General features: G+C 68.2%; 22 protein-coding genes. 14 read left to right on the top strand and 8 right to left on the bottom strand.

Features of this window, described 5'->3' with window-relative positions; genetic code table 11:
* Positions 1-39 precede the first annotated feature (39 nt).
* On the top strand, positions 40-165 hold the full coding sequence (locus ACWEKS_RS39295) for a hypothetical protein (RefSeq protein ID WP_364614154.1): 126 nt from the start codon (positions 40-42) through the stop codon (positions 163-165).
* Positions 166-355: 190 nt separating this feature from the next.
* Here ACWEKS_RS39295 and ACWEKS_RS39290 read toward each other — a convergent pair whose 3' ends face one another.
* On the bottom strand, positions 356-814 hold the full coding sequence (locus ACWEKS_RS39290; RefSeq protein WP_452344803.1) for an ester cyclase: 459 nt from the start codon (positions 812-814) through the stop codon (positions 356-358).
* A gap of 102 nt (positions 815-916) precedes the next feature.
* Here ACWEKS_RS39290 and ACWEKS_RS39285 point away from each other — a divergent pair, with 102 nt between their 5' ends.
* The 3 genes from ACWEKS_RS39285 (at position 917) to ACWEKS_RS39275 (ending at position 5,165) form a co-directional block, all read left to right on the top strand.
* Positions 917-1,615: a TetR/AcrR family transcriptional regulator C-terminal domain-containing protein gene (locus ACWEKS_RS39285; RefSeq protein ID WP_452344802.1), complete on the top strand. Its 699-nt coding sequence runs from the start codon at positions 917-919 to the stop codon at positions 1,613-1,615.
* A 143-nt stretch (positions 1,616-1,758) separates the two neighbouring features.
* The gene (locus ACWEKS_RS39280) at positions 1,759-2,952 is read left to right on the top strand and encodes a cytochrome P450 (RefSeq protein WP_452344805.1); all 1,194 of its coding nucleotides are present in this window, start codon (positions 1,759-1,761) and stop codon (positions 2,950-2,952) included.
* 443 nt (positions 2,953-3,395) lie between these two features.
* Positions 3,396-5,165 carry a hypothetical protein gene (locus ACWEKS_RS39275; protein ID WP_452344801.1) on the top strand — a complete coding sequence of 590 codons (1,770 nt, stop codon included), beginning with the start codon at positions 3,396-3,398 and terminating at the stop codon, positions 5,163-5,165.
* Here the strand turns inward: ACWEKS_RS39275 and ACWEKS_RS39270 are convergent.
* A complete protein-coding gene (locus tag ACWEKS_RS39270; protein WP_452344800.1) occupies positions 5,049-5,480 on the bottom strand; it encodes a BTAD domain-containing putative transcriptional regulator in 432 nt (143 codons plus the stop codon). The genes ACWEKS_RS39275 and ACWEKS_RS39270 overlap by 117 nt on opposite strands.
* Positions 5,481-6,045: 565 nt before the next feature.
* Between ACWEKS_RS39270 and ACWEKS_RS39265 the strand changes: the two genes are divergently transcribed.
* Positions 6,046-6,249, top strand: coding sequence for a hypothetical protein (locus tag ACWEKS_RS39265; RefSeq protein ID WP_452344799.1), 204 nt, complete (start codon positions 6,046-6,048; stop codon positions 6,247-6,249).
* Here ACWEKS_RS39265 and ACWEKS_RS39260 read toward each other — a convergent pair.
* Positions 6,246-7,472: a TetR/AcrR family transcriptional regulator gene (locus ACWEKS_RS39260; RefSeq protein WP_452344798.1), complete on the bottom strand. Its 1,227-nt coding sequence runs from the start codon at positions 7,470-7,472 to the stop codon at positions 6,246-6,248. The genes ACWEKS_RS39265 and ACWEKS_RS39260 overlap by 4 nt on opposite strands.
* A 94-nt stretch (positions 7,473-7,566) precedes the next feature.
* On the opposite strand from ACWEKS_RS39260, the gene ACWEKS_RS39255 reads away from it, so the two are divergent.
* Both ACWEKS_RS39255 and ACWEKS_RS39250 read left to right on the top strand, forming a co-directional pair.
* Positions 7,567-8,010: an SRPBCC family protein gene (locus ACWEKS_RS39255; protein WP_452344797.1), complete on the top strand. Its 444-nt coding sequence runs from the start codon at positions 7,567-7,569 to the stop codon at positions 8,008-8,010.
* A 21-nt stretch (positions 8,011-8,031) separates the two neighbouring features.
* A complete protein-coding gene (locus ACWEKS_RS39250; protein ID WP_452344796.1) occupies positions 8,032-8,796 on the top strand; it encodes an enoyl-CoA hydratase in 765 nt (254 codons plus the stop codon).
* A 254-nt stretch (positions 8,797-9,050) separates the two neighbouring features.
* Here the strand turns inward: ACWEKS_RS39250 and ACWEKS_RS39245 are convergent, their stop codons facing one another.
* Positions 9,051-9,641, bottom strand: coding sequence for an SACE_7040 family transcriptional regulator (locus ACWEKS_RS39245; RefSeq protein WP_452344795.1), 591 nt, complete (start codon positions 9,639-9,641; stop codon positions 9,051-9,053).
* Positions 9,642-9,753: 112 nt separating this feature from the next.
* Here ACWEKS_RS39245 and ACWEKS_RS39240 point away from each other — a divergent pair, with 112 nt between their 5' ends.
* From ACWEKS_RS39240 to ACWEKS_RS39215, 6 genes are read left to right on the top strand one after another with little or no spacing between them, the layout of a single operon-like run.
* Positions 9,754-11,316, top strand: coding sequence for a carboxyl transferase domain-containing protein (locus ACWEKS_RS39240; protein ID WP_433563358.1), 1,563 nt, complete (start codon positions 9,754-9,756; stop codon positions 11,314-11,316).
* Positions 11,317-11,324: 8 nt separating this feature from the next.
* Positions 11,325-13,352 (top strand): ATP-binding protein, encoded by a 2,028-nt coding sequence (locus ACWEKS_RS39235; protein ID WP_452344794.1) that lies wholly within the window; start codon positions 11,325-11,327, stop codon positions 13,350-13,352.
* On the top strand, positions 13,349-14,509 hold the full coding sequence (locus ACWEKS_RS39230) for an acyl-CoA dehydrogenase family protein (RefSeq protein ID WP_452344793.1): 1,161 nt from the start codon (positions 13,349-13,351) through the stop codon (positions 14,507-14,509). Before ACWEKS_RS39235 ends, ACWEKS_RS39230 begins: the two co-directional genes overlap by 4 nt.
* Complete coding sequence (locus tag ACWEKS_RS39225) at positions 14,506-15,030, top strand: MaoC family dehydratase (protein WP_452344792.1); 525 nt, start codon at positions 14,506-14,508, stop codon at positions 15,028-15,030. Before ACWEKS_RS39230 ends, ACWEKS_RS39225 begins: the two co-directional genes overlap by 4 nt.
* The gene (locus tag ACWEKS_RS39220; protein WP_379397205.1) at positions 15,027-15,860 is read left to right on the top strand and encodes an HpcH/HpaI aldolase/citrate lyase family protein; all 834 of its coding nucleotides are present in this window, start codon (positions 15,027-15,029) and stop codon (positions 15,858-15,860) included. The genes ACWEKS_RS39225 and ACWEKS_RS39220 overlap by 4 nt, the downstream gene beginning before the upstream one ends.
* 11 nt (positions 15,861-15,871) lie before the next feature.
* Positions 15,872-17,806: an acetoacetate--CoA ligase gene (locus ACWEKS_RS39215; protein WP_452344791.1), complete on the top strand. Its 1,935-nt coding sequence runs from the start codon at positions 15,872-15,874 to the stop codon at positions 17,804-17,806.
* Positions 17,807-17,812: 6 nt separating this feature from the next.
* Here ACWEKS_RS39215 and ACWEKS_RS39210 read toward each other — a convergent pair whose 3' ends face one another.
* From ACWEKS_RS39210 to ACWEKS_RS39195, 4 genes are all read right to left on the bottom strand, one after another.
* Positions 17,813-18,238, bottom strand: a complete 426-nt coding sequence (locus ACWEKS_RS39210) for a DUF4254 domain-containing protein (RefSeq protein WP_433563353.1) — start codon at positions 18,236-18,238, stop codon at positions 17,813-17,815.
* Between the two features lie 136 nt (positions 18,239-18,374).
* The gene (locus tag ACWEKS_RS39205) at positions 18,375-19,136 is read right to left on the bottom strand and encodes an SDR family NAD(P)-dependent oxidoreductase (protein ID WP_452344790.1); all 762 of its coding nucleotides are present in this window, start codon (positions 19,134-19,136) and stop codon (positions 18,375-18,377) included.
* 80 nt (positions 19,137-19,216) lie between these two features.
* The gene (locus tag ACWEKS_RS39200) at positions 19,217-19,798 is read right to left on the bottom strand and encodes a TetR/AcrR family transcriptional regulator (protein ID WP_452344789.1); all 582 of its coding nucleotides are present in this window, start codon (positions 19,796-19,798) and stop codon (positions 19,217-19,219) included.
* A 33-nt stretch (positions 19,799-19,831) separates the two neighbouring features.
* Entirely contained in the window at positions 19,832-20,986 is a 1,155-nt protein-coding gene (locus tag ACWEKS_RS39195; protein ID WP_452344788.1) for an epoxide hydrolase family protein, read from the bottom strand.
* A gap of 92 nt (positions 20,987-21,078) precedes the next feature.
* On the opposite strand from ACWEKS_RS39195, the gene ACWEKS_RS39190 reads away from it, so the two are divergent.
* Entirely contained in the window at positions 21,079-22,047 is a 969-nt protein-coding gene (locus ACWEKS_RS39190; RefSeq protein WP_452344787.1) for a helix-turn-helix transcriptional regulator, read from the top strand.
* The last annotated feature ends 223 nt before the right edge of the window (positions 22,048-22,270 follow it).

The raw sequence follows: 22,270 nt of genomic DNA, 5'->3' as shown, positions 1-22,270 counted from the left end.
ATTCGCACTGAAGAAAACAATCTCGAAAGGATTCACCCCATGCCTCTCTACACAGGCAGTGGCTTCACCGACCTCTTGCTCGCCTTCGCTCACCTCGTGACTTCTGGATCGTCGACGTCGATCACCCAGCCGGGCGCGGGCACCACCACGCCGCCGGTCGTCTAGGAGGCGCGATGTTCAGCGGCAGTGCAATCAACGACCTCTTCGCGATGATGGCGAAGGCGTTGGGCACCGGTTCCTCGTACACCTTCCCGCCGCAGACCACGACTACGACGTAGCGGTCGGCCAGGTGTGAAGGCCGCCAGGGCATTCCGGTCCTGGCGGCCCCGGGCCCGCGACGTCCGGCCATCGGCGCTCAGTCGACGGCCGGCCAGTCCCAGCCCAGCTGAAGAAACATGCCCAGCCGGTCGCTGACCGCGCGGATTTCGCTGATGCGCGAGCCGGTCAGGGTGAAGATCCAGATCTGCTCGACGTCGCAGGTGCGTCCGGTCGGCTCCGGCATCCGGGCATGCGCGCCGGTGTGGCGGCCGATCACCCGCAGCCGCGCCACGATCCGATCGTCCTCACCGATCAACTCCTGCACCAGGATTCCGCTCTCCTGCTCGTCGATGGCACTGAAGGCTGCGAGCTGCTGACGGAAGCCCTCGATGGCGGCGCCCGGTGCGTCCTCCTCCCCGAAGATCACCTTGTTGTGGTCGATCACCTGCGGGGACAGGTAGCGGACCCACTCGGTCCCACCCTCGAGGCCGTGGTTGAGCGCGTCGATGAACGCGGTGATGACGGTCTTGTTGTCGGCGACGGTGGTGGTGGTCATGCGGTTTCTCCCTTTCCGATGACTCTTACGTCGTAAGAGTTCGTTACTGTGGACTATGATTCACTTACGACGTAAGAGTTGTCAACACCGGAAGGAAACCCGATGGCCGCCAAGCGCACCCGAGCCGAACGAGCAGGCATCTCCCGCGAGCAGGTGCTCGACGCGGCGCTCGCCTTCGCCGATCGGGACGGCCTGGCCGCGCTGTCCATGCGTAAGCTCGGCGCCGAACTCGGCGTGGAGGCCATGACCCTGTACCACTACGTCCCGAACAAGGACGCCCTGCTCGACGGCATGGTCGAGCGTGTCATGTCCGAGGCCGACGCCGGATTCACCGACGGCCCTTGGCAATCGGTCCTCGTCGACTACGCCCGCGCCCTGCGGACCGCGCTGCTCGCGCATCCCGGCGCGCTGCCGCTGGTCGCGACCCGGCCCGCGGTGACCCCGAAGACCCTGCACACCGCCGAATGCGGCCTGAAACTATTGGTGGAGGCGGGTTTCGATCTCGGCCCCGCCCTCGACGCCCTGAACGCGCTCACCCTGTTCGTGGTGGCCCACGCCAATTCCGAAGCCCGTACGACCCCCGTCAACGAGGCGGGTGATCCAGGGTCGGTCGACTACCTGAAAACCCTCGAGCCCGAGGAATTCCCGCTGATCCTGCAGGCGGCACGCACCGGCGCGGGCACCGATGACCGCACCCGCTTCGAGTTCGCCGTAGCGGCCCTCGTCCACGGCTTCGCCATAATTCTCATGGACACAACGCCTTCCGGCCAGATTCGTGTAACCCGCCCGAAACCTCGTTAACCGGCAGTTTCGGATCTGCGGGCCCTTGGGGGCCGAGGCTGCCTTGGGTACTATTCTGCCGCAACCGATTCCAAGGAGACTACGTGTATCCGCAGCACACGCAACAGGGTGCTACCGCCAGCTCGAAGTCGCCGGTCGAGGACATGGGTCCGCGAATCCCGATCTACAGCCCGGAATTCGCTGCCGATCCCCACGGGTACTACCGTCGGATGCGCAGCGACTATGGCGCGCTGGTGCCGGTCGAGATCTGGCCGGGAGTACCCGCGACCCTGGTCGTCAAATACGCGACCGCGGTGCGTATTCTCAACGACTCCACTCATTTTCCGGCCGATCCGAGTGCCTGGCAGCGGTCCGTGCCCGGCGATATCCCGATCATGCCGATGATCGAGTACCGGCCCAACGCGATCCGCACCAGTGGCCCGGTGCACACTCGCTACCGCAAGGCGCTGAGCGACGCCCTGGCTGGGATCGACCTGAACTCGGTGCGATCCATGGTGGAGCGCACCGCGATCCCCGTGGTCAACACCTTCTGCGAGGACGGACGGGCCGACGTGCTGAGCCAGTACGCCCTCCCGCTGGTCTTCTCGGTCTTCTGCCAGTCACTCGGCTGCCCGCCGGACATCGGTCAGCGCGTCGCGGCCGCCAGTGCCGCGATGTTCGACGGCGTGGATACGGAGACCGTGAATGCGAGCATGGGCGAGGCATTGCTCGACCTCACGGCGCTGAAGCGGGTTCAGCCCGGCGACGACGTCACCACCAGACTGGTCCAGCATCCCGCCGGGCTGTCCGACGAGGAGATGGTGCATCAGCTGGTCCTGCTGTTCGCGGCAGGTGTCGAACCGCCCCTGAATCTCATCGCCAACACCCTGCTGCTGATGATGACCGACAGCCGCTTCACCAGTGCTGTACAGGGGATTCCGCTGCCGACGAGCACCGCGATCGGCGAGCGGCTCGCCACCGACCCGCCGATGGCGAACTACTGCATCACCTACCCGCGGCAACCCACCTTGATCGAGAACGTGTGGCTGCCGGCCGATCAGCCGGTCATCATCAGCATGGCCGCCTGCAACACCGATCCGGAGTTGAACCCGGGCGAATCCCTCGGCAACGCATGGAACCTGGCGTTCAGCTCCGGCGATCACGCCTGCCCCGTGCACGCCCAGTCGTACGGGCGTCTGCTCGCGCAGGAGGTCATCGATCAGCTGCTGGACTTCCTCCCGGAAATCCAATTGGCGGTCGCCGCAGACGATCTCGTGTGGCGGCCCGGCCCGTTCCACCGGGCGCTCACCGAGTTGCCCGTGGTGTTCCCGCCTACCAGGCCGTTTCCCGCTGTGTAGGTGCAGCTTCCGGCGCCTCGGACCCGTGGTGACCGCGGTCTGTGATTGTTCACCGTGAGCCGCGACACGAATTGTGTAACAATACAATCCATGACACGGTCGGTCGAAGGTAGTTCTGCGGCAACTGTGTTGCCGCAGTTCGACGCGGCCGCAATGTCGGCTCATCAGCGGGTATGCGCTGCTGCCCAACCGGTACGAACACACCTGCCACCCCGGCGACCGGACCAGATCGGGCGACCGTCGCCGCGGGGACTTCACGTGAAGGTGTGTGGTGCGTCGAACTTTTGACAGGTGATCGCCCGGCTCCCTTTCCGGTCCCCGCGGTGCCCGTGTGAGCGTGCGCCAACGGTGGCCCCCGGTGCATCGAAGTTCGGCAGCGATCGTCTCGCATGCCCAGTGGTGGACGAATCGCCGCTGGGATCGTGAATGAGTAGGAGGCGGTTATGGATACGCACGGGCGCAAGGAAGGGACATCGCTGGCCGAGCTGCTTCGGCATGGTGACCTGGCATTCGACCAGCAGCTGCAGAAGGTGCTCAGCAACCCGGACTACTTCGTCACTGAGCAGCAGAGCCAGGCGGAGCGCCGGCAGAACGCCTACGACCAGCTGCGATATCTGGTCCAGGAGATCGGTAGCACCAGCGATGTCGCTACCAGCCTCCCGCAGCTGTTCGCGGTGTTCGACTGGGCGGCAGTGCTGGCGACGGACCTGATTCCGCTGATCTCGGGCCACTACAACCTGGCCTCGGGCAGCCTCGCCACGCTGACCGATTCCGATTCGGCCGCACCGTATCTGGAGGATCTGGACGACGCCTCCGCCATCGGCGTCATGTTGCTGACCGAGTACGGGTGCGGCTCCAACATCCAGTTCATGCAGACCCGCGCGACCTGGGACGGCGACGGGTTCGTGATCAACACCCCGAACCCGCGGGCGCGCAAGTTCATGCCGAGCGTCGGCATCCCGGTGTCCCGGGTCTGCGTCGTCGGCGCCCGCTACATCGACTCGGCGGGCGTCGATCAGGGCGTGCATCTGTTCACGGCGCGCCTGCGCGGTGCCGACGGCGAAGCGGCGCCCGGCGTGACGATCACCCAGCTCGACCACCAGCCGCTGGTCATCATGGACAACTCGGTGATCAGCTTCGACAATCTCCGGGTCGAGCGCAGCGCCTGGCTGAGCAACGACCTGGCCACCATCGACGACGACGGCGTGCTGACCTGGCGCGACGAGACCAGCCAGAAGCGGGCATTCGCCTCGGCGATCAGCCAGCTCACCGTGGGACGCTTGGCGCTCTCGTCCTGCCTGAACGCCTCCGCCCGCGCCGCGCTCTACATCGCGCTGCGCTACGCCTCCAAGCGGGTGGTGCCGCTGACACCGTTCGACAGTCCGCTGATGGCGGATATCCCGCACGTGCGCGACACCCTGCTCACCGATCTGGCCGGCACCGTCGCCCGCACGATCTACGGGAACGCGATCAAGACATCGCTCGCGGGCAGCGATCTCACCAGTCGCGACACCGTCGTCTCGGTGATGCTGGCCAAGCACTACATCCAGCCGCACGCCTTGCAGTCCGTGACCAACAGCCGCCTCAAGATGGCCGCCCAGGGCATGTTCAGCGCCAACCGGGTTGCCGACTATCTCGGTGTCTGTCACGCGGCCATCACCGGCGAGGGCGACTGCCACGTGCTCGGCTCCGTGGCCGGCCGCGTCCTGGCCAAGCACCTGGCCGGGAAGCCGGTCCCCGAAGTCCGCGTGCACGATGGCGCGGATCCCGGCGACCGCATGAGCCTGTTCAGCACACGCACTCTGACGATCGTGGAGGAGACGCAGCACTATCTGACGACGCCGGGGCTCGAAGCCCGGCTGGCGATCATTCCGGAGGTGCTGGAGCTGGCCGAGGCATACAGCGCCGAAGAGGCGCTGCAGCTGCTCCACCAGTATTCCGATCATCCCGAGATCATCGCCGTGCGTGACGTTTTCGCACTGAGCTACCTCGATCAGCACGCCACCTGGTACCTCACCCGCGGCCTGCTCGACATCGACGCTGTGCAGACGATCAAGCAGCAGCTCCGCCTGGCCCTGGACAACCTCGCCGACAAGCTACCCACGCTGCTGGACGCGTTCGGCCTCGACGATGAAATTCTCGGCGCACCGGTCCTTTCCGACGACCTGCCGGCCGCGTGGGTCTCCCGCATCGACGATCGACGACGTCCCTGATCCTGCCTGGGCAGGTCCGGACCGGGCGCCCGTCGGGGTGCTCTGTCCGGTAGGGCCCGGCGGCGTGGTGGGTCGCGGCCCGCGAGGTCTCGCCCACCGCGCTCGACTGGGGCCGATGCTGTATTCGGCGACGCTCGGATACACGCGCGAGGGCGCAAGCGCGGGCGGCGCATGGGCCTGCTGCCCGGCCCGGTATTGCGCGGTCGCGAGCTGCCGGGTGATTTCCTCGCGTTCGGGATGCGCGTCGAAGACGGTGCGCAGTTCGATGGCGACCTCGCCGAGCCGATTGCGTTCCAGTTCCACCGCCGCGCGCATTTCCGCCGCAGTGAGCCGGAGATCTGTTAGCCCCCCGTATAGCGAATGTGCACTTGCGGTATCGACAGGCCGGTATGCGGCGGATTGTCTTCCCGCAGATCGTCGATGAGCCGATCGGCGCTGGTGGCGCGGCCGCTCGCAGCGGCGAGGGGGGCCGCCGAAGTCCGTAACATGATGGCTCCCAAACCAACCGACTGGTCTTCTATGCTGAGATCTGGCCGAGTACGTGAATCGGTTCGACCATAGGACAGCAATTATTCCGCCGCGACGCGGCCGCAAACGGCGGAAACCGGTGAGTGAATTCGACTCGCGCGTGCAGCTTCAACCATCGGCGAATGTTTGGCAAATATATTTGCTCAGAAGAGAAGCCCTAATCACCACGAAAGAGTCCCGGAAGCGTGGCGGCGAATACTTTTCGGCATGACAGCTACACCGGGATTGCCAATGGTGACCGCAATAAGCAGGAGCGAGGACGACGAGGCCGTGCCCGGCGGCGATCATGCGTGCCGCAGCCTGGCCGCCCGGAGTCTCGCAATCGCTGACGGGTAGCTATGAGAGGAAGACCATGAGCCGGAGTGACACGGTCGAACCGAACACCATCGGCCTCTACTGGGACCGCGACGGCGACATCTGGCAGCGGGAGGACGCCGGCTGGCGGCTCATCCTGCAGAGCGGCGTCGCCGTCGATCCGATCTCGCTGTGGGAGTGGGACAAGGGGCACGTGTGCGACTACGCGCCGTTCACCCCGCTGAAAACCCTGGCCGGTTAGCCTCGGGACTCCGGCGTCCCGGCTCCGAAGAGGGTGACCTCCATGAGCCGGATCACCCTGGGCTGCGGGCAGATCGCCGGATACCCGCCGAACTCCCGGCCCAGGTCCACCACCAGACCGAAGGCGGCCTGCACCAGGATGCGCGCCTCGCTCTCGGACAGTTCCGGGCGCACCGCCACCAGCAGCCGCACCCACTCGGTCACGATAAGCCGCTGCACATTGCGCAGCATGGTGCGCTCCTCGGCAGCGACGTGCCCGAACTCGGCGTAGTACACGAAGGTCAGCTCGCGCTCGGCGAACGACCCCGCGACATACAGGTCCACCAGCTTGCTCATCGCCTCGGCCGGACTCGACGAGGACGCCACCGCCGGCCCGATCGCCCCCGACACCCGATCCGCCGCCCGTCGGAACGCGGCGGCCAGCAGATCGCCCTTGCTGCGGTAGTAGCGGTACACCGCCGAGGCCGCCGACAGATCCGCCGCCGCCGCGATGTCCTCCACGCTCACGTTCGGATAGCCGCGCGCGTGGAACAGCTCGACGGCCTTCTTGAGCAGCAGCTCGTGCTTGAAGCTCTGCGGAATCTCCACCGCCCGCGGCGGCTCGGCGACGGTGCCCTCGGGCGGCAGCTCGGTCGCGATGATGGCGTCGCAGGCCGAATGTAGTAGGGCCGTCAGCGATTTCGCGGGCAGCGTGGCGTGATGGTCGCCAATGCTGGAGATGACGCTGAGTATCGACACCGCCCGTACCGCGCGACTGTGCCCGTCCAGTTCGGGCCGCACATCCGCGATGAGCCCGCGCAGGGTGGCCAGCGCCGCGGTGAACTGCTCCTCGAGGGTCTGCCGGTCGGTGTCGTCGAGGTAGCGGCGCTCCCAGCGCACCAGGGTGACCGTGGCGCGATTGGCGATGGTCTCGGCGATCAACCGGTCCAGCACCCGGTCCAGCCGTTCGCGCGGGGACAGGCCCTCGGACTCGTCGGGCGGGGTGGCGGCCTCCGCGGTCAGCCGCGCCAGGCGCAGCAACTCCTCGCGGAAGAGCGCGTATTTGCTCGGATAGTGGCGATACAGTGCGGCCGAGGAAATGCCGAGCCGCGCGGCGATGTCCTCCATGCTGACGCCGTGATAGCCCAGCGAACCGAAGGCGGCGGCCGAGGTGGCGGCGATCTGGGCGCGCCGGTTCTTCGGGCGGCGGCGAATCACGCGCTGCGGCTGCTCCTCGACGGTCATATCGCAATGGTAGTCACCAGGCATTTCCGTCGACGCCGCGCCGCCGATCTCGTAGTCTGCCCACAGGATCCGCGTCCATCAGAACGGAGCCGGCATGCGCACGGTCGATGTCGAACGCACCATCGCGGCAGCACCGCCCGACGTCTTCGACTGGCTCACCGATGTCACCAATTACCAACGGGTCCCGATGGTTCGCCGCGTCACCCTGGTGCGTCCCGGCGATACCGCGGGCAACGGTGCGGGCGCGGTGCGCCTGGTGGTGACCCCGCTGCTGCGCCTCACCGAGGAGATCGTGGAATACGATCCGCCCCGCCTCATGCGCTACCGATTGCTGAATTCCGTTCCGCCCCTGCGGCATCAGGAGGGTTCCATCACCTGCGCGCCGGTCGCCGCCGGCACCCGGGTGTGCTGGTCGTCCACCTTCGAGATCGCCGCGCCTGTGCTCGCGCCGCTGTGGACGCGGATCTTCCTGCCGGTGGTGCGCGGCGGCTTCGTCATGGTGCTGCGAACCGCGGAGCGCGAGTTGGGCGGGCGGTGACGCGGGTTACCATCTGGGGCCATGGCGGAGATCAAGGTGGAGCGCCTGAACTCAGTGGCGCTCGTAACGGTGCACGACCCCGGCAAGCGGAATGCGTTGACGCTGGACCTGTCCGCCGATCTCGCGGACGCGGTGGCGGACGCGGAGGCCGACGACTCGGTACACGCGCTGGTGGTCACCGGCACGCCCCCGGCCTTCTGCGCGGGCGCGAACCTGACCGCCCTGGGTGAGGCGAAAGAGGAGGGCCTGCGGGCCATCTACGAGGGCTTCCTGGCGGTGGCGCGCTGCAAGCTGCCCACCGTCGCGGCGGTCGGCGGCGCGGCGGTCGGCGCGGGCCTGAACCTGGCCCTGGCCGCGGACGTGCGATTCGCGAATCCCAAGGCGCGCTTCGACGCTCGCTTCCTGCGCCTGGGCATTCACCCGGGCGGCGGCATGACCTGGATGCTGCAGCGCGCGGTCGGTCCGCAGCAGGCCACGGCCATGACGCTGTTCGGCGAGGTGCTCGACGCGCACGCCGCAGCCCAGGCCGGTCTGGTGCACCGCGTCGTCGACGGCGATCATGCCGCCCTGGTGGCCGCCGCCGTCGAATTCGCCTCCGCCACCGCGGAAGTCCCGCGCGAGCTGCTCATCACCACCAAGCGCACCATGCGCGCCACCCGCGCCCTGGCCGCCCACGCCGAGGCGGTGAACACCGAGGTGGTGCCGCAGCTGGCCTCCCTCGAATCCCCGGAATTCGCCGCCCGCCTGGCCGCGGCCCAGACCCGGATCACGGGTTCGAAGAACTGAAAAACACAGTGGCGCGGGCGGATTCACGTCCACCCGCGCCACCGTCCCCGACCGCGCCCGGGGAGATTCGGCCCGCCACCGCGAGTGCCCCACGCCGCGGCGTGGTCGCTGGGCTCGTCGGGCTGCGGGTCACCTCGCCCGACCTCGCTCCGCGTGAGCGGATCATCTCCGCCCGCGCCACATCCATACCGTGCCAGGGGAATTCAGCCCGGTGCCGATCTCACCCAGGCGTCGATCTCGGTCCTGTGCCGGCCTCACCCCAGGGCAGCGAGCGCCATGCGCCGCAGCACCGGTCGTGCGCGGGTCGCGCTGGCCGGCGCGCTGTGCGGCGTGGAGTTGATCAGGCCGAAAGTCGCGTGCGCCTGCACGCGCGCCGCCTGCTCGGGTAGCTCCGGCCGCAGTTCACGCAGCACCGCCACCCAGACCTCCACGTACTGCCGCTGGGTGCGCCGCACCTGACGGCGCGCGGACTCCGGCAGGTTCTCCAGGTCGCGATCCTGGATCCGGATGAGTTCGGGCTCGCCGAGGGCGAAGTCGAGGTGGAAATCCACCAGCCCGCTCAGCGCCTCCTGCGGCGACACCGCCTGCTCGGCCACGGCCTGGCCGCCGTCGAGCAGCCGCTGACTGATGCCGACCAGCAGCTCGACCAGCAGCGCCTCCTTGTTGGGGAAGTGCCGATACACCGCGGGCCCGCTGATCCCGGCCGCCGCGCCCAGGTCGTCGAGCCGCATGCCCAAGAATCCGCGATCGGCGATGAGCCGCGCCCCCGCCTCGAGCAGCTGCTGCCTACGCTGGGCTTTGAGCTGCTCACGACGGGTGAGCGTGACGGTTTCCGCAGTGTTCACCGTGGCTCCCTCTCGCCGGTGCTGGACAATTCAGTTAGTGAAGATTATCTTATTTTCCAGTTATTGGTGACTAACCGAGCGGCCGGATCGGCCGAACGGGGAGGCGGAGCGGATGACGCTGACCGAAGGCACACGGACCGGGAACCGGGCCGCGCATCTGGCGCTGGTCGACGAGCTGCGAGAGCGGCTGGCCGTCAGCGCGCTGGGCGGACCGGAGCGGGCCCGGGAACGGCACCTGGCGCGCGGCAAGCTGCTGCCGCGCCAGCGGGTGGACCAGCTGCTGGACACCGGCAGCCCGTTCCTGGAGCTGTCGCCGCTGGCGGCCAACGGCATGTACGACGACGAGTCACCCGGCGCGGGCGTGATCGGCGGCATCGGCCGCGTCTCCGGGCGCGAGTGCGTGATCATCGCCAATGACGCGACGGTCAAGGGCGGCACCTACTACCCGATGACGGTCAAGAAGCACCTGCGCGCCCAGGAGGTGGCGCTGCAGAACAACCTGCCGTGCATCTACCTGGTCGACTCCGGCGGCGCCTACCTGCCCCGTCAGGACGAGGTGTTCCCCGATCGCGAGCACTTCGGCCGCATCTTCTACAACCAGGCGAACATGAGCGCCAAGGGCATCGCGCAGATCTCCGCGGTGCTCGGCTCCTGCACCGCCGGTGGCGCGTACGTGCCCGCCATGAGCGACGAGACCGTCATCGTGCGCAATCAGGGCACCATCTTCCTGGGCGGCCCGCCGCTGGTGAAGGCGGCCACCGGTGAGGTGGTCACCGCCGAGGAGCTGGGCGGCGGCGATCTGCACTCGCGCACCTCGGGTGTCACCGACCACCTGGCCGAGAGCGATCAGGACGCGCTGCGCATCGTGCGCAATATCGTGGCCACCCTCGGTCCGAAGACCCCGACCCCGTGGGATGTCGCCCCGACCGTGGATCCCATTGCGCCGCAGGACGAGCTGTACGACGTGGTCCCGGTGGACCTGCGCACCCCGTACGACGTCCGCGAGGTCATCACCCGCATGGTGGACGGCGGCGAATTCCAGGAGTTCAAGGCCGAATACGGCAAGACGCTGGTCACCGGCTTCGCCCGCATCCACGGCCACCCGGTCGGCATCGTCGCCAACAATGGCGTGCTGTTCAGCGAATCCGCCATGAAGGGCGCGCATTTCATCGAGCTCTGCGACAAGCGCAAGATCCCGCTGCTGTTCCTGCAGAACATCACCGGCTTCATGGTCGGGCGCGACTACGAGGCGGGCGGCATCGCCAAGCACGGCGCCAAGATGGTGACCGCGGTGGCGTGCGCCCGCGTGCCCAAGCTGACCGTGGTCATCGGCGGCTCCTACGGCGCGGGCAACTACTCCATGTGCGGGCGCGCGTATTCGCCGCGCTTCCTGTGGATGTGGCCCAATGCCCGCATCTCGGTCATGGGCGGCGAGCAGGCGGCCTCCGTGCTGGCCACCGTGCGGGGTGACCAGTCCGAGGCGGACCTCGAGGCGTTCAAGGCCCCGATCCGGGAGCAGTACGAACACCAGGGCAACCCGTACTACTCCACGGCCCGCCTCTGGGACGATGGCGTCATCGACCCCGCCGACACCAGAACCGTTGTCGGCCTGGCCCTCTCGGTCTGCGCGCAGGCCCCGCTCGAGCCCGTCTCCTACGGCGTCTTCCGGATGTGATGACCTTGATGAACACGATGTCCTCCTTTGTCTCCGACAAAGCGCAACCCGTCGCCTTCGACACCGTGCTGGTCGCCAATCGCGGCGAGATCGCGGTGCGGGTCATTCGCACCCTGCGCGCCATGGGGATTCGATCGGTCGCGGTCTACAGCGACGCCGACGCCGACGCCCGCCATGTGCGCGAGGCCGATACCGCGGTCCACCTCGGCCCGGCCCCCGCGCGCGAGTCCTACCTCAGCATCGACAAGGTGGTCGCGGCCGCCGTGCGCTCCGGCGCGCAGGCCGTACACCCGGGATACGGCTTCCTGTCGGAGAATTCGGCCTTCGCGGCCGCACTCGAGGCGGCGGGCATCGCCTTCCTGGGCCCGTCCGCCCGCGCCATCGAGGTGATGGGCGACAAGATCACCGCCAAGAACGCGGTGGCCGAATACGGCGTGCCGGTGGTGCCCGGCATCGCCAAGCCCGGCCTCACCGACGCCGAATTGATCGACGCCGCAACGGAGATCGGCTACCCGGTGCTGGTGAAGCCGTCCGCCGGTGGCGGCGGCAAGGGCATGCGCCGGGTCGACGATCCGGCCGACCTGCCCGCCGCCCTGGTCAGCGCCCGCCGCGAGGCCGGCGCGGCCTTCGGCGATGACACCCTGTTCCTGGAGCGCTTCGTCACCCGCCCCCGGCACATCGAGGTGCAGATCCTGGCCGATCAGTTCGGCCACGTGCTGCACCTGGGCGAGCGCGAGTGCAGCCTGCAGCGCCGCCACCAGAAGGTGATCGAGGAGGCGCCCTCGCCGCTGCTGGATCCGCAGACCCGCGCCCGGATCGGCGCGGCCGCCTGCAATACCGCGCGCAGTGTCGACTATGTCGGCGCGGGCACGGTCGAGTTCATCGTCTCCGCCGACCAGCCGGACGAGTTCTTCTTCATGGAGATGAACACCCGCCTGCAGGTCGAGCACCCGGTGACCGAGCTGGTCACCGGCGTCGATCTGGTGGAATGCCAGGTGCGCATCGCGGCCGGGCAGAAGCTGGCGGCCGCGCAGGACGACATCCGCCTCACCGGCCACGCCATCGAGGCGCGCGTCTACGCCGAAGACCCGGGCCGCGACTTCCTGCCCACCGGCGGCACCGTGCTCGCACTGGCGGAGCCGGAAGGCCCCGGCGTGCGGGTGGATTCGGGCCTGCGTGCCGGCACTGTGGTCGGCAGCGACTACGACCCGATGCTGTCCAAGGTCATCGCCCACGCCGCCGACCGCACCGCCGCCATCGCCAAACTCGATGCGGCCCTGCGGGACACGCAGATCCTCGGCGTCCGCACCAATACCGATTTCACGCGCTTCCTGCTCGCCGACCCGGATGTCCGTGCGGGACAGCTGGATACCGGTCTGCTGGACCGCCGCGCCGTGGACTTCACGCCCGAACCGGTCAGCGACGAGCAGTTCATCGCCGCCGCGGCCGAACTCTGGCTGCGGCACTGGCCGGCCGCCCCGGTCGATCCGTGGCAGCAGCCCACCGGCTGGCGGGTCGGCGCGCACGCGCCCGTCGGCATCCGCCTCATCGGCGGCGATCGCACGGCCCACGTGTACCTGTCCGGCACCCCGGAGCAGGCGACGGCCTGGGTCGAGGGCGGCGAAAAGCACGTCCTGACAGTGGAATCCGACGGTGACTCGCTGATGCTGGCCCTCGACGGCCTGCGCACCCGCTTCCGCGTCGCCACCGGGTCCGGTCAGATCTGGGTCGCCGACCGCACCGGCACCGCGCTGCTGCGCGAGGTCGCCGAGGCCGATGTCCGCGGCGGCGACGCCCATGTCGGCGACGCCGAGATCCAGAGCCCCATGCCGGGTTCGGTCATCGCCACCCCCGCCGCGGACGGCGAGATCGTCGCCGCGGGCACGCCCATCGTGGTCGTGGAGGCCATGAAGATGGAACACACCCTCACCGCACCCATTGCCGGCCGCGTCGAACTGCTGGTCGAGCCCGGCGCGCAGGTGAAACTCGAACAGCCGCTGGCTCGCATCATCGCCGAGGAGAACACCCAGTCATGACCGATTTCCTGTCCACCGGAACCCTGCCGGACGAGTACCGCGAACTCGCCCTCACCGTCCGCGATTTCGCCAACCAGGTGGTGGCCCCGGTCGCCGCCAAGCACGATGCCGAGCACAGCTTCCCCTACGAGGTGGTCTCGGGCATGGCCGACATGGGCCTGTTCGGCCTGCCGTTCCCGGAGGAGTTCGGCGGCATGGGCGGCGACTACTTCGCGCTGTGCCTGGCCCTCGAGGAGCTCGGCAAGGTCGACCAGAGCGTGGCCATCACCCTGGAGGCCGGTGTCTCCCTGGGCGCCATGCCGATCTACCGCTTCGGCAACGACAAGCAGAAGGCGGAGTGGCTGCCGCTGCTGGCCAGCGGGCGCGCGCTGGGCGCGTTCGGCCTCACCGAGCCCGGCGCGGGCAGTGACGCGGGCGGCACCCGCACCACCGCGCGGCTGGACGGCGACACCTGGATCATCAACGGCTCCAAGCAGTTCATCACCAACTCGGGCACCGACATCACCCGGCTGGTGACGGTCACCGCGGTCACCGGGGGAGTGGACGGCAAGAAGGAGATCTCGACGATCATCGTGCCGACCGACACTCCCGGTTTCACCGCCGAACCCGCCTACAACAAGGTCGGCTGGAACGCCTCCGACACCCACCCGCTCAGCTTCGACGACGTCCGGGTGCCCGCCGAGAACCTGCTCGGCGAGCGCGGCCGCGGCTACGCCAACTTCCTGCGCATCCTCGACGAGGGCCGGATCGCCATCGCGGCGCTGTCGGTCGGCGCGGCGCAGGGCTGCGTGGACGAGAGCGTGCGCTACGCCAAGGAGCGCGAGGCCTTCGGCCGCGCCATCGGCAACAACCAGGCCATCGCCTTCAAGATCGCCCGCATGGAGGCGCGCGCCCACATGGCCCGCACCGCCTATTACGACGCGGCCGCGCTCATGCTGTCCGGCAAGCCTTTCAAGAAGCAGGCCGCCATCGCCAAGCTGGTCGCCAGCGAGGCCGCCATGGACAATGCCCGCGACGCCACGCAGATCTTCGGCGGCTACGGCTTCATGAACGAATATGCTGTGGCGCGGCACTATCGCGACAGCAAGATCCTGGAAATCGGTGAGGGCACCACGGAGGTGCAGTTGATGCTGATCGGTCGGGAGCTCGGCCTGTGAGCGAGCGACACACGGGTACCGCCGAGGTGAAGCGGGTCGTCCAGCGCGGCTTGTGGTTCGACGAGTTCGAGATCGGCGTGGTGTACGAGCACCGGCCCGGCCGTACCATCACCGAGGCCGACAATGTGCTGTTCACGACGCTGACCATGAACACCCAGGCCCTGCACCTGGACGCGGCGTTCTCCGACGCGCTGCCGCCGTTCCACCAGCGGCTGGTGAACTCCATGTTCACGCTGTCCACGCTGGTGGGCCTGTCGGTGGCGCAGCTGACCCAGGGCACCATCGTGGCCAACCTCGGCTTCTCCGAGATCGCCTTCCCCAAGCCGCTCTTCCACGGCGACACCCTGTACGCCGAGACCGTGGTGACCGACCTGCGGGAATCCAAGAGCCGCCCGGGCGAGGGCATCGTGACCTTCGCGCACACCGGGCGCAATCAGCACGGCGACATCGTGGCCACCGCCGCCCGGAAAACCTTGGTGAGACGGAGCCCGACATCCAGCCCGCTGGAGGAACCCGCATGAGTTGGGAAATGCCCGGCCCCGCTTGGCTTTTCTGCCCCGCGGACCGGCCCGAGCGCTACGGCAAGGCCCTCGCCGCGGCCGACGTGGTCATCCTCGACCTCGAGGACGGCGTCGCCGAGGCCGACAAGGCGGCGGCCCGCGAGGCGCTCATCGCCACCCCGCTGGACCCGGAACGCACCGTCGTCCGCGTCAATGCCGCGGGCACCTTCGAGCACATGCTCGACCTGGACGCCCTGGTGCGCACCGAGTACCGGCGCATCATGCTGCCCAAATGCGAATCGGCCGAACAGATCACGCGGCTGACCGACTACGAGGTGATCGCGCTCATCGAATCCCCGCTGGGCGCGCTCGCGGTCGGGCGGGCGGTCATGGTGCGCAATGCCATCGGCGTCATGTGGGGCGCGGAGGATCTGGTCGCCGCGCTCGGCGGCAACTCCAGCCGGCACGCCGACGGCGGCTACCGGGATGTGGCGCGGCACGTGCGCTCCCAATCCCTGCTGGCCGCCAAGGCGTACGGCAAGTTCGCGCTGGACTCGGTGTACCTGGATATTCCGGATCTGACCGGGCTGGCGGCCGAATCGGAGGACGCGGTCGCCATCGGCTTCGACGCCAAGGTGGCCATCCACCCCAGCCAGGTGCCGGTCATCCGGACCGCCTACGCGCCGACGCCCGGCGAAGTCGACTGGGCGCGCAGACTATTGGCGGAAGCGCCGAACCATCGGGGTGTCTTCACCTTCGAGGGGCGCATGGTGGACATGCCCGTCATCCGGCATGCCGAGCGAATCGTGCAGCGGGCCGCCACGGCCGGCAGCGCGGGATTCGCGTCGTAGGAGGTATTGCGGTGGAACCACAGTGGGTGCCCAGCGATCAGGACATCGCCGAGGCACAGGCGACCAGCTTCGCGCTGTTCGTCGAGAAGCGCACCGGGCTGTCCCTGCCGGACTATCGAGCCCTGTGGCAGTGGTCGGTGGACGACCTGCCCGGCTTCTGGGGCGCGATCTGGGACTACTTCGATCTCGGCGAGCGCTCCGACGAGGTGCTCGGGAGCACGGAAATGCCCGGCGCGCAGTGGTTCCCGGGCACCACGCTGAACTATGTCGAGCAGGTGATGCGGCAGGTCCGCGACGACCGGCCCGCCATCCTGTCCGTCGACGAGACCGGCGAGATCACCGAGATCTCCTGGGCCGCACTGATCGCCACCGCCGCCGCCTTCGCCCACACCCTGCGCGCGCTGGGCGTCGGACCCGGCGACCGGGTCGCGGGGTACCTGCCGAACATCCCCGAGGCCGTCATCGCCTTCCTGGCCACCGCCAGTATCGGGGCCGTCTGGAGCGCCTGCGGCCAGGACTACTCCGCCCAGGCCGCGCTCGACCGGCTCGGGCAGCTGGAACCGAAGGTGCTGGTCACCGCCGACGGCTACCGGTTCGGCGGCAAGGCGCACGACAAAACCACCGATATCGCCGCCCTGCGCGCCGGGCTGCCCTCGCTGGCGGCGACCGTGCTGGTGCCGCGCCTCGGCCTCGAGGTGCCCGGCACCCTGGCCTGGGAGAGCGTCGATCCCGGTGACGAGTTCGTCGTGCTCCCGATCGAGGAGGTGGATTTCGCACACCCGCTGTGGGTGCTGTACTCCTCCGGCACCACCGGGAAGCCCAAGGGCATCGTGCACGGGCACGGCGGCGTGCTGCTCGAGCACCTCAAAGCCGTTGCCGTGCAATCGGATATCGGCTCGGACGACACGTTCTTCTGGTACACCAGCCCGAGCTGGATGATGTGGAACTTCCAGGTCGCCGGACTGCTGGTGGGCGCGACCATCGTCTGCTACGACGGCAGCCCCGCCGCGCCGACGCCGGATGCGCTGTGGCAGTTGGCCTCCCGCACCGGCACGACGGTCCTCGGCACCAGCCCCGGCTATGTGCTGGCCTGCGCCAAGGCCGGATCCGTGCCGCGCACCGACCACGATCTGTCCGCCCTCCGGCTGGTCGGCATCACCGGCTCCGCGCTGCCCCCGTCGTCCTCGCTGTGGCTGCGCGACAACGTCGGCGAGCAGGTGCCGGTGGCCTCGATCAGCGGTGGCACCGATGTGGTGTCCGCCTTCATCGGCGGCGTCCGCACCGTGCCCGTCTGGCCCGGCGAGCTGTCCGCCCCGTACCTCGGCGTGGCCCTGGACGCCTGGGACGAGCAGGGCAATCCGGTGCGCGACGAGGTCGGCGAACTGGTCATCACCAAGCCGATGCCGTCGATGCCGGTGTCCTTCTGGAACGATCCCGACGGCTCCCGCTATCGCGACGCCTATTTCGAGATGTTCCCCGGTGTGTGGCGGCACGGCGACTGGATCACCATTACCGAACACGGCAGCATCGTGGTGCACGGCCGCTCCGATTCCACCCTGAACCGGCAGGGCATCCGTATGGGCAGCGCCGATATCTATACGGCGGTGGAACGCATACCGGAAATTGCCGAGGCACTGGTCATCGGTGCCGAACAACCGGACGGCGGCTACTGGATGCCGTTGTTCGTGGTGCTGACTCCCGGGGCCGAATTGACCGACGAGCTGCGATCCCGCATCAATGCGACCATTCGCGCCGAAGTGTCCCCGCGACACGTGCCGGACGAAATCATCGCGGCACCCGGCATTCCGCATACTCGCACCGGCAAGAAATTGGAAGTGCCGATCAAGAAACTGATCCAGGGCGCCGAGGTGTCCACGGTGGTGGCACCCACGGCCGTCGACGTTCCCGAACTCCTGGACTGGTACGCCGCGCGCAAGCCGAAGTGAGGTGGGTCAGTGTGCACCGGGCAGGCGACGACGCCCGGTGCACACTTCCGACGCCAAATCCTCATAGCCGACCGCCAATTCGGCCAGGTGCTCCCAGGCAATGGTGAGTTCCCGGCCGGATTCGCGCGCCAGCGCCGCATAGGCGGTGGCGGTGAACCGGGCCAGCCGATCGATGACCGCGCCCAGGGTTTCGGTGTGTACCCGGGCCGCGCCGTGTGACGGCGGCAATTGCGCGGTCACCCAGCAGTCGATCTGATGCACCAGGTCCGTCCGGATGGTGTCGAGTTCGATCAGCTGGGCCGGTTCGGCACTGAGCAGGCGCTCGTGCAGCGCGGTCAGGTCGTGCGCCGCGCGTAGTAGTGGATGACCGGGCTGACCAGAACCTCGACAAGCCTCAAGGACCTGGTTCTTGGATGGCAGTGTGTCCCTCATCGCGACTCCTATAACGCGACCTGCGAATTCCCAGCACGTTAGTCAGCGCAGATGACAGGGACGTGTCTGCCGGTTCAACACCCCACTTCGATTCCGCTATTGGAAGCTCGCCGTACCCGTTGGGCAAACGGTGAGATCACGCCGTGGCGCCGCCGTCGATCACCAGATCGTGGCCGATGACGAAAGCGGATTCCGGGGAGGCCAGCCACACCACGGCCGCCGCGATCTCCGCCGGATCCCCGACCCGGCCCAGTGGAATTGCCGACGCCATGCGCGCATCGCGATCCGCGCGAGTTTCCCCCGGGCGGAAGGACATTCGCGTATCGGTCGCCCCCGGGCTGACCGCATTGATGCGAATACCGTCGCCGATATGGTCACGCGCGGCGGTCTGGGTCAGCACACTGACCGCCGCTTTGGAGGCCGCGTAGGCCGCCAGACCAGGACGGCGCCCGTGCGCGCCGATATTCGAGGCCATATTCACGATGACGCCGCCGCCATTGCCGCGCATATGGGCGATCTCGTGTTTCATGGACAGGAAGACGCCGGTCAGGTTGACATCCAGCACCCGGTGCCAGTCGGCATCCTCCAGCTCGCCGACCGGGGCGGGCGTGCCCAGAATTCCGGCATTGTTGAAGGCCACATGCAGGCCGCCGTGCCGGCGCACGACCTCCTCGATCATGGCCGCGACCTGGTAGCCGTCGGTGACGTCGGCGACCACCCAGTCGACCGTGCCGGCCGCCGGCCGAACTCGTCCGGCGGCGTCGGCCAGCTGCTGCGCATCACGGCCCGCCAGCACGACCGTGGCGCCGAGATCGGCGAAGGCCTGGGCGGTCGCGCCCGCGATCGTGCCCGCGCCGCCGGTGATCAGCACAGTTTTGTCATCGAATCGGGTAGTCATGACAGTTCGAAGCTCCTTTTCAGAATGGCCGTTCTCGAATATGGACAGTGGAAAAGGTTGTGGATGAATGGGAAACCTGTTCAGCCGAGCACGGATACGGCCACGCGGGCCGCATCCTGCAGGCGCGCAGCCGAATCCGGCGTGCGCTCGATGACGCGGACTCCCTGGAAGAAGACGAGAAGGAATCGGGCGAGTGCGCGCGGGTCTGAGTCCGCCGCCAGTTCGCCCTGCGCGCGGGCGCGCAGCAGCGCGGAAGTCAATGTCGTCTCGAGGTGCGCCCAGCTGGACTCCACGAGCCGCGCCACCGCCTCGTCGCAGTGCGCCAACTCGACCGCGCTGTTCACGACCAGGCAGCCCAGAGATGAATCGGGACTGGATGCTTCGCGGACGAACCGCTGCACGAGTCCGCGCACCGCTGGCAGAACCGGACCCGGCTGCGACAACTCGTCCATGATCACCGGATCGGTGGTCTCGAGGTAGCGCTGAAGGGCCTTCAGGTAGAGGTCGCGCTTGCCGCCGAAGGTCGAGTAGATGCTCGCCCTGGCAATCCCAAGGTGCTCAACCAGATCCGACATGGACGTCGCCTCATAGCCGCGCTCCCAGAACAATTCGAGAGCCCGGCGGAGCATGGTGTCCGGATCGAACTCCTTGGTCCTCGCCATGGCACGGACACTACGGCTTTCAAGACCAATCGGTCAAATATGGCGGGCTCGGTGGATCGTGCCGAAGCAGGCCTGAATATCGGCCACATGCGCCCGGGGAACGTCCATGGCCAGGAAGTGGTTGCCGGTGTTGCCCTCGGGCCAGTGCACGATGGTGTTGTCGCGGTCGGCGAGCCGGCGCATGAGCGGCGAGCCCCCGGCGTACACGCCGACCGGGACCAGCTTCTGGCCGGTCGGCCATGCGAAACCATGGTCGCCCAGTCCGTTGTACATGGGCCAGGACGAGGTGGCGGCGGTATCGGAGAACCAGTAGACGCTGACATTGGTCAGCAGCTGGTCGCGGTCCACGGCGTCCTCCAGCCGGTCGGCCAGCGGGGAGAACTCGTCGAACTTGTGGACCAGCCACGCGAGCAGGCCGATCGGGGAGTCGGTCCAGGCGTGCGCGAACGTCTGCGGCGCCTGGCGGAGCAGGACATGGTGATTCACGCCGGACTGCCACTTCTGCATGAGATCCCACTCGGCGCGTTCCTCGGCCGTCATGGTCGGGACGTCCGCCTCGGTGGGCAGGCCGATGCCGCCGTCGATGTGCACCCCGACCAGGTGGCCGGGGGCGGCGATCGCCATCTCCTGCACCACGTACGCGCCCAGATCCCCGCCCTGCGCGCCGTAACGGTCGTAACCCAGGCGGGCCATGAGCTCCACCCACATGCGGGCCACGTGCCGCGGCCGCAGGCCCGGTTCGCGCGGCGCCGCCGAGAACCCGAAACCCGGCACCGACGGGATCACCACATGGAACGCCTGCGCCGACTCCATGCCGTGCGCTCGCGGATTCGTCAGCAGCGGAATGGTTTTCGTGAACTCCACGAAACTGTTGGGCCAGCCGTGGGTGAGGATGAGCGGCAGCGCGTCCGGGTCGTCCGAGCGCACGTGCAGGAAGTGCACGTCCAGCCCGTCGATCTCGGTCAGGAACTGCGGGAACTCATTGAGCGCCGCTTCCTGCGCGCGCCAGTCGAATTCGGTGCGCCAGTATTCGGCCAGCTCGCGCAAATAGGCCACCGGGACGCCGCGCTCCCAGCCCTGTCCCGGGAGCTGCCGGGTCCAGCGGGTCCGCGCCAGCCGGTCGAGGAGGTCATCGAGATCGGACTGCGGGATGGCGATGCGGAACGGGCGGATATCGGTGCTGGTCATGGTGACTCCTGACGTCGGGCGGACGATCCGCTGACCACGGTAGGAGTCATATAGGACTATTCTCGTCCTACTTCGAGCGGAGGATGGCGGGTATGAGCGACACGTCGGCACGACTGCTGCGGCTGCTGTCGCTGCTGCAGACCCCGCGCGAATGGCCCGGCAGCGAACTCGCCGAACGTCTCGGCGTCACCGATCGCACCGTCCGCCGCGACATCGACCGCCTCCGCGATCTCGGCTACCCCGTCGCGGCCACCATGGGCGCCACCGGCGGCTACCGGCTGGTCGCGGGGGCCGCCATGCCGCCACTGCTGGTCGACGACGAGGAGGCGGTCGCCATCGCGGTCGGCCTCCGGGCGGCCGCGGGCTCCGCCATCGCCGGCATCGAGGAGGCGTCCGTCCGCGCGCTCGCCAAGATCGAACAGGTACTGCCCGCCAAACTGCGCCGCCGGGTGCGAGTCCTGGGAGCCGCCACCGTCCCGCCCCGCTCCGGTGCGACCCCCGTCGACCCGGAGCTCCTCACCGCCCTGGCCGCGGCCGTGACCAACCGGGAACGAATCCGCTTCGCCTACGCAGCGGCCAACGGCACCGAAACCCGGCGCAACACCGAGCCCGTCGGCCTGGTCCCCCACCGGCACCGCTGGTACCTGGTCGCCTTCGACCTCGACCGCAACGACTGGCGCGTCTTCCGCGCCGACCGAATCCACCGCCTCCAGCCCACCGGCGCCCGCTTCACCCCACGCGACCTCCCCGCCGCCAACCCCGCCGCCTACGTAACCGGCGAACGAACCGACTGGGGCACCCCAACCCTGCACTTCCAGGTCGACATCGCCGCCCCGGCCGAAGCCGTAATCGGCCGCCTGGGCGAAGGGCCCGGCGACATCGTCCCGCACGGACCAAACACCTGCACCCTGAACATGTCCCGCGACGACCTCCCCGAATGGGTAGCACACCGCCTCCTGGAGCTGGGCGTCGAATTCGAAGTGCACAGTCCCTGCCAACTAACAGACGAGCTGCGAAAGATCCGCGATCGCGCCGCCCGCGCAATAGAAGCCAAAAGATAAAAAGACCAAAACCCAAAGGATCAAAAGATTGAAAGACAAAGATGCCTGGAGAAGGGAGGGGGTCGGGCTCACGTCCGCGCCTACACCTACCAGCCCCCCACCTTTGAAGCCGCATGTGGGGTTACTGCAGGACGTATTCCTTCAGATCAGCGGGTTGGGGTCGCCACATGATGGTTGTCGGCGTCTTGGTGGCGGCAGTGGCGATTGAGATCGGAGAAACCGT

This window comes from Nocardia sp. NPDC004711 (genome assembly GCF_053601595.1).
The sequence above is the reverse complement of the archived record's forward strand: the minus strand, read 5'-3'. Positions and strand labels throughout refer to the sequence as shown.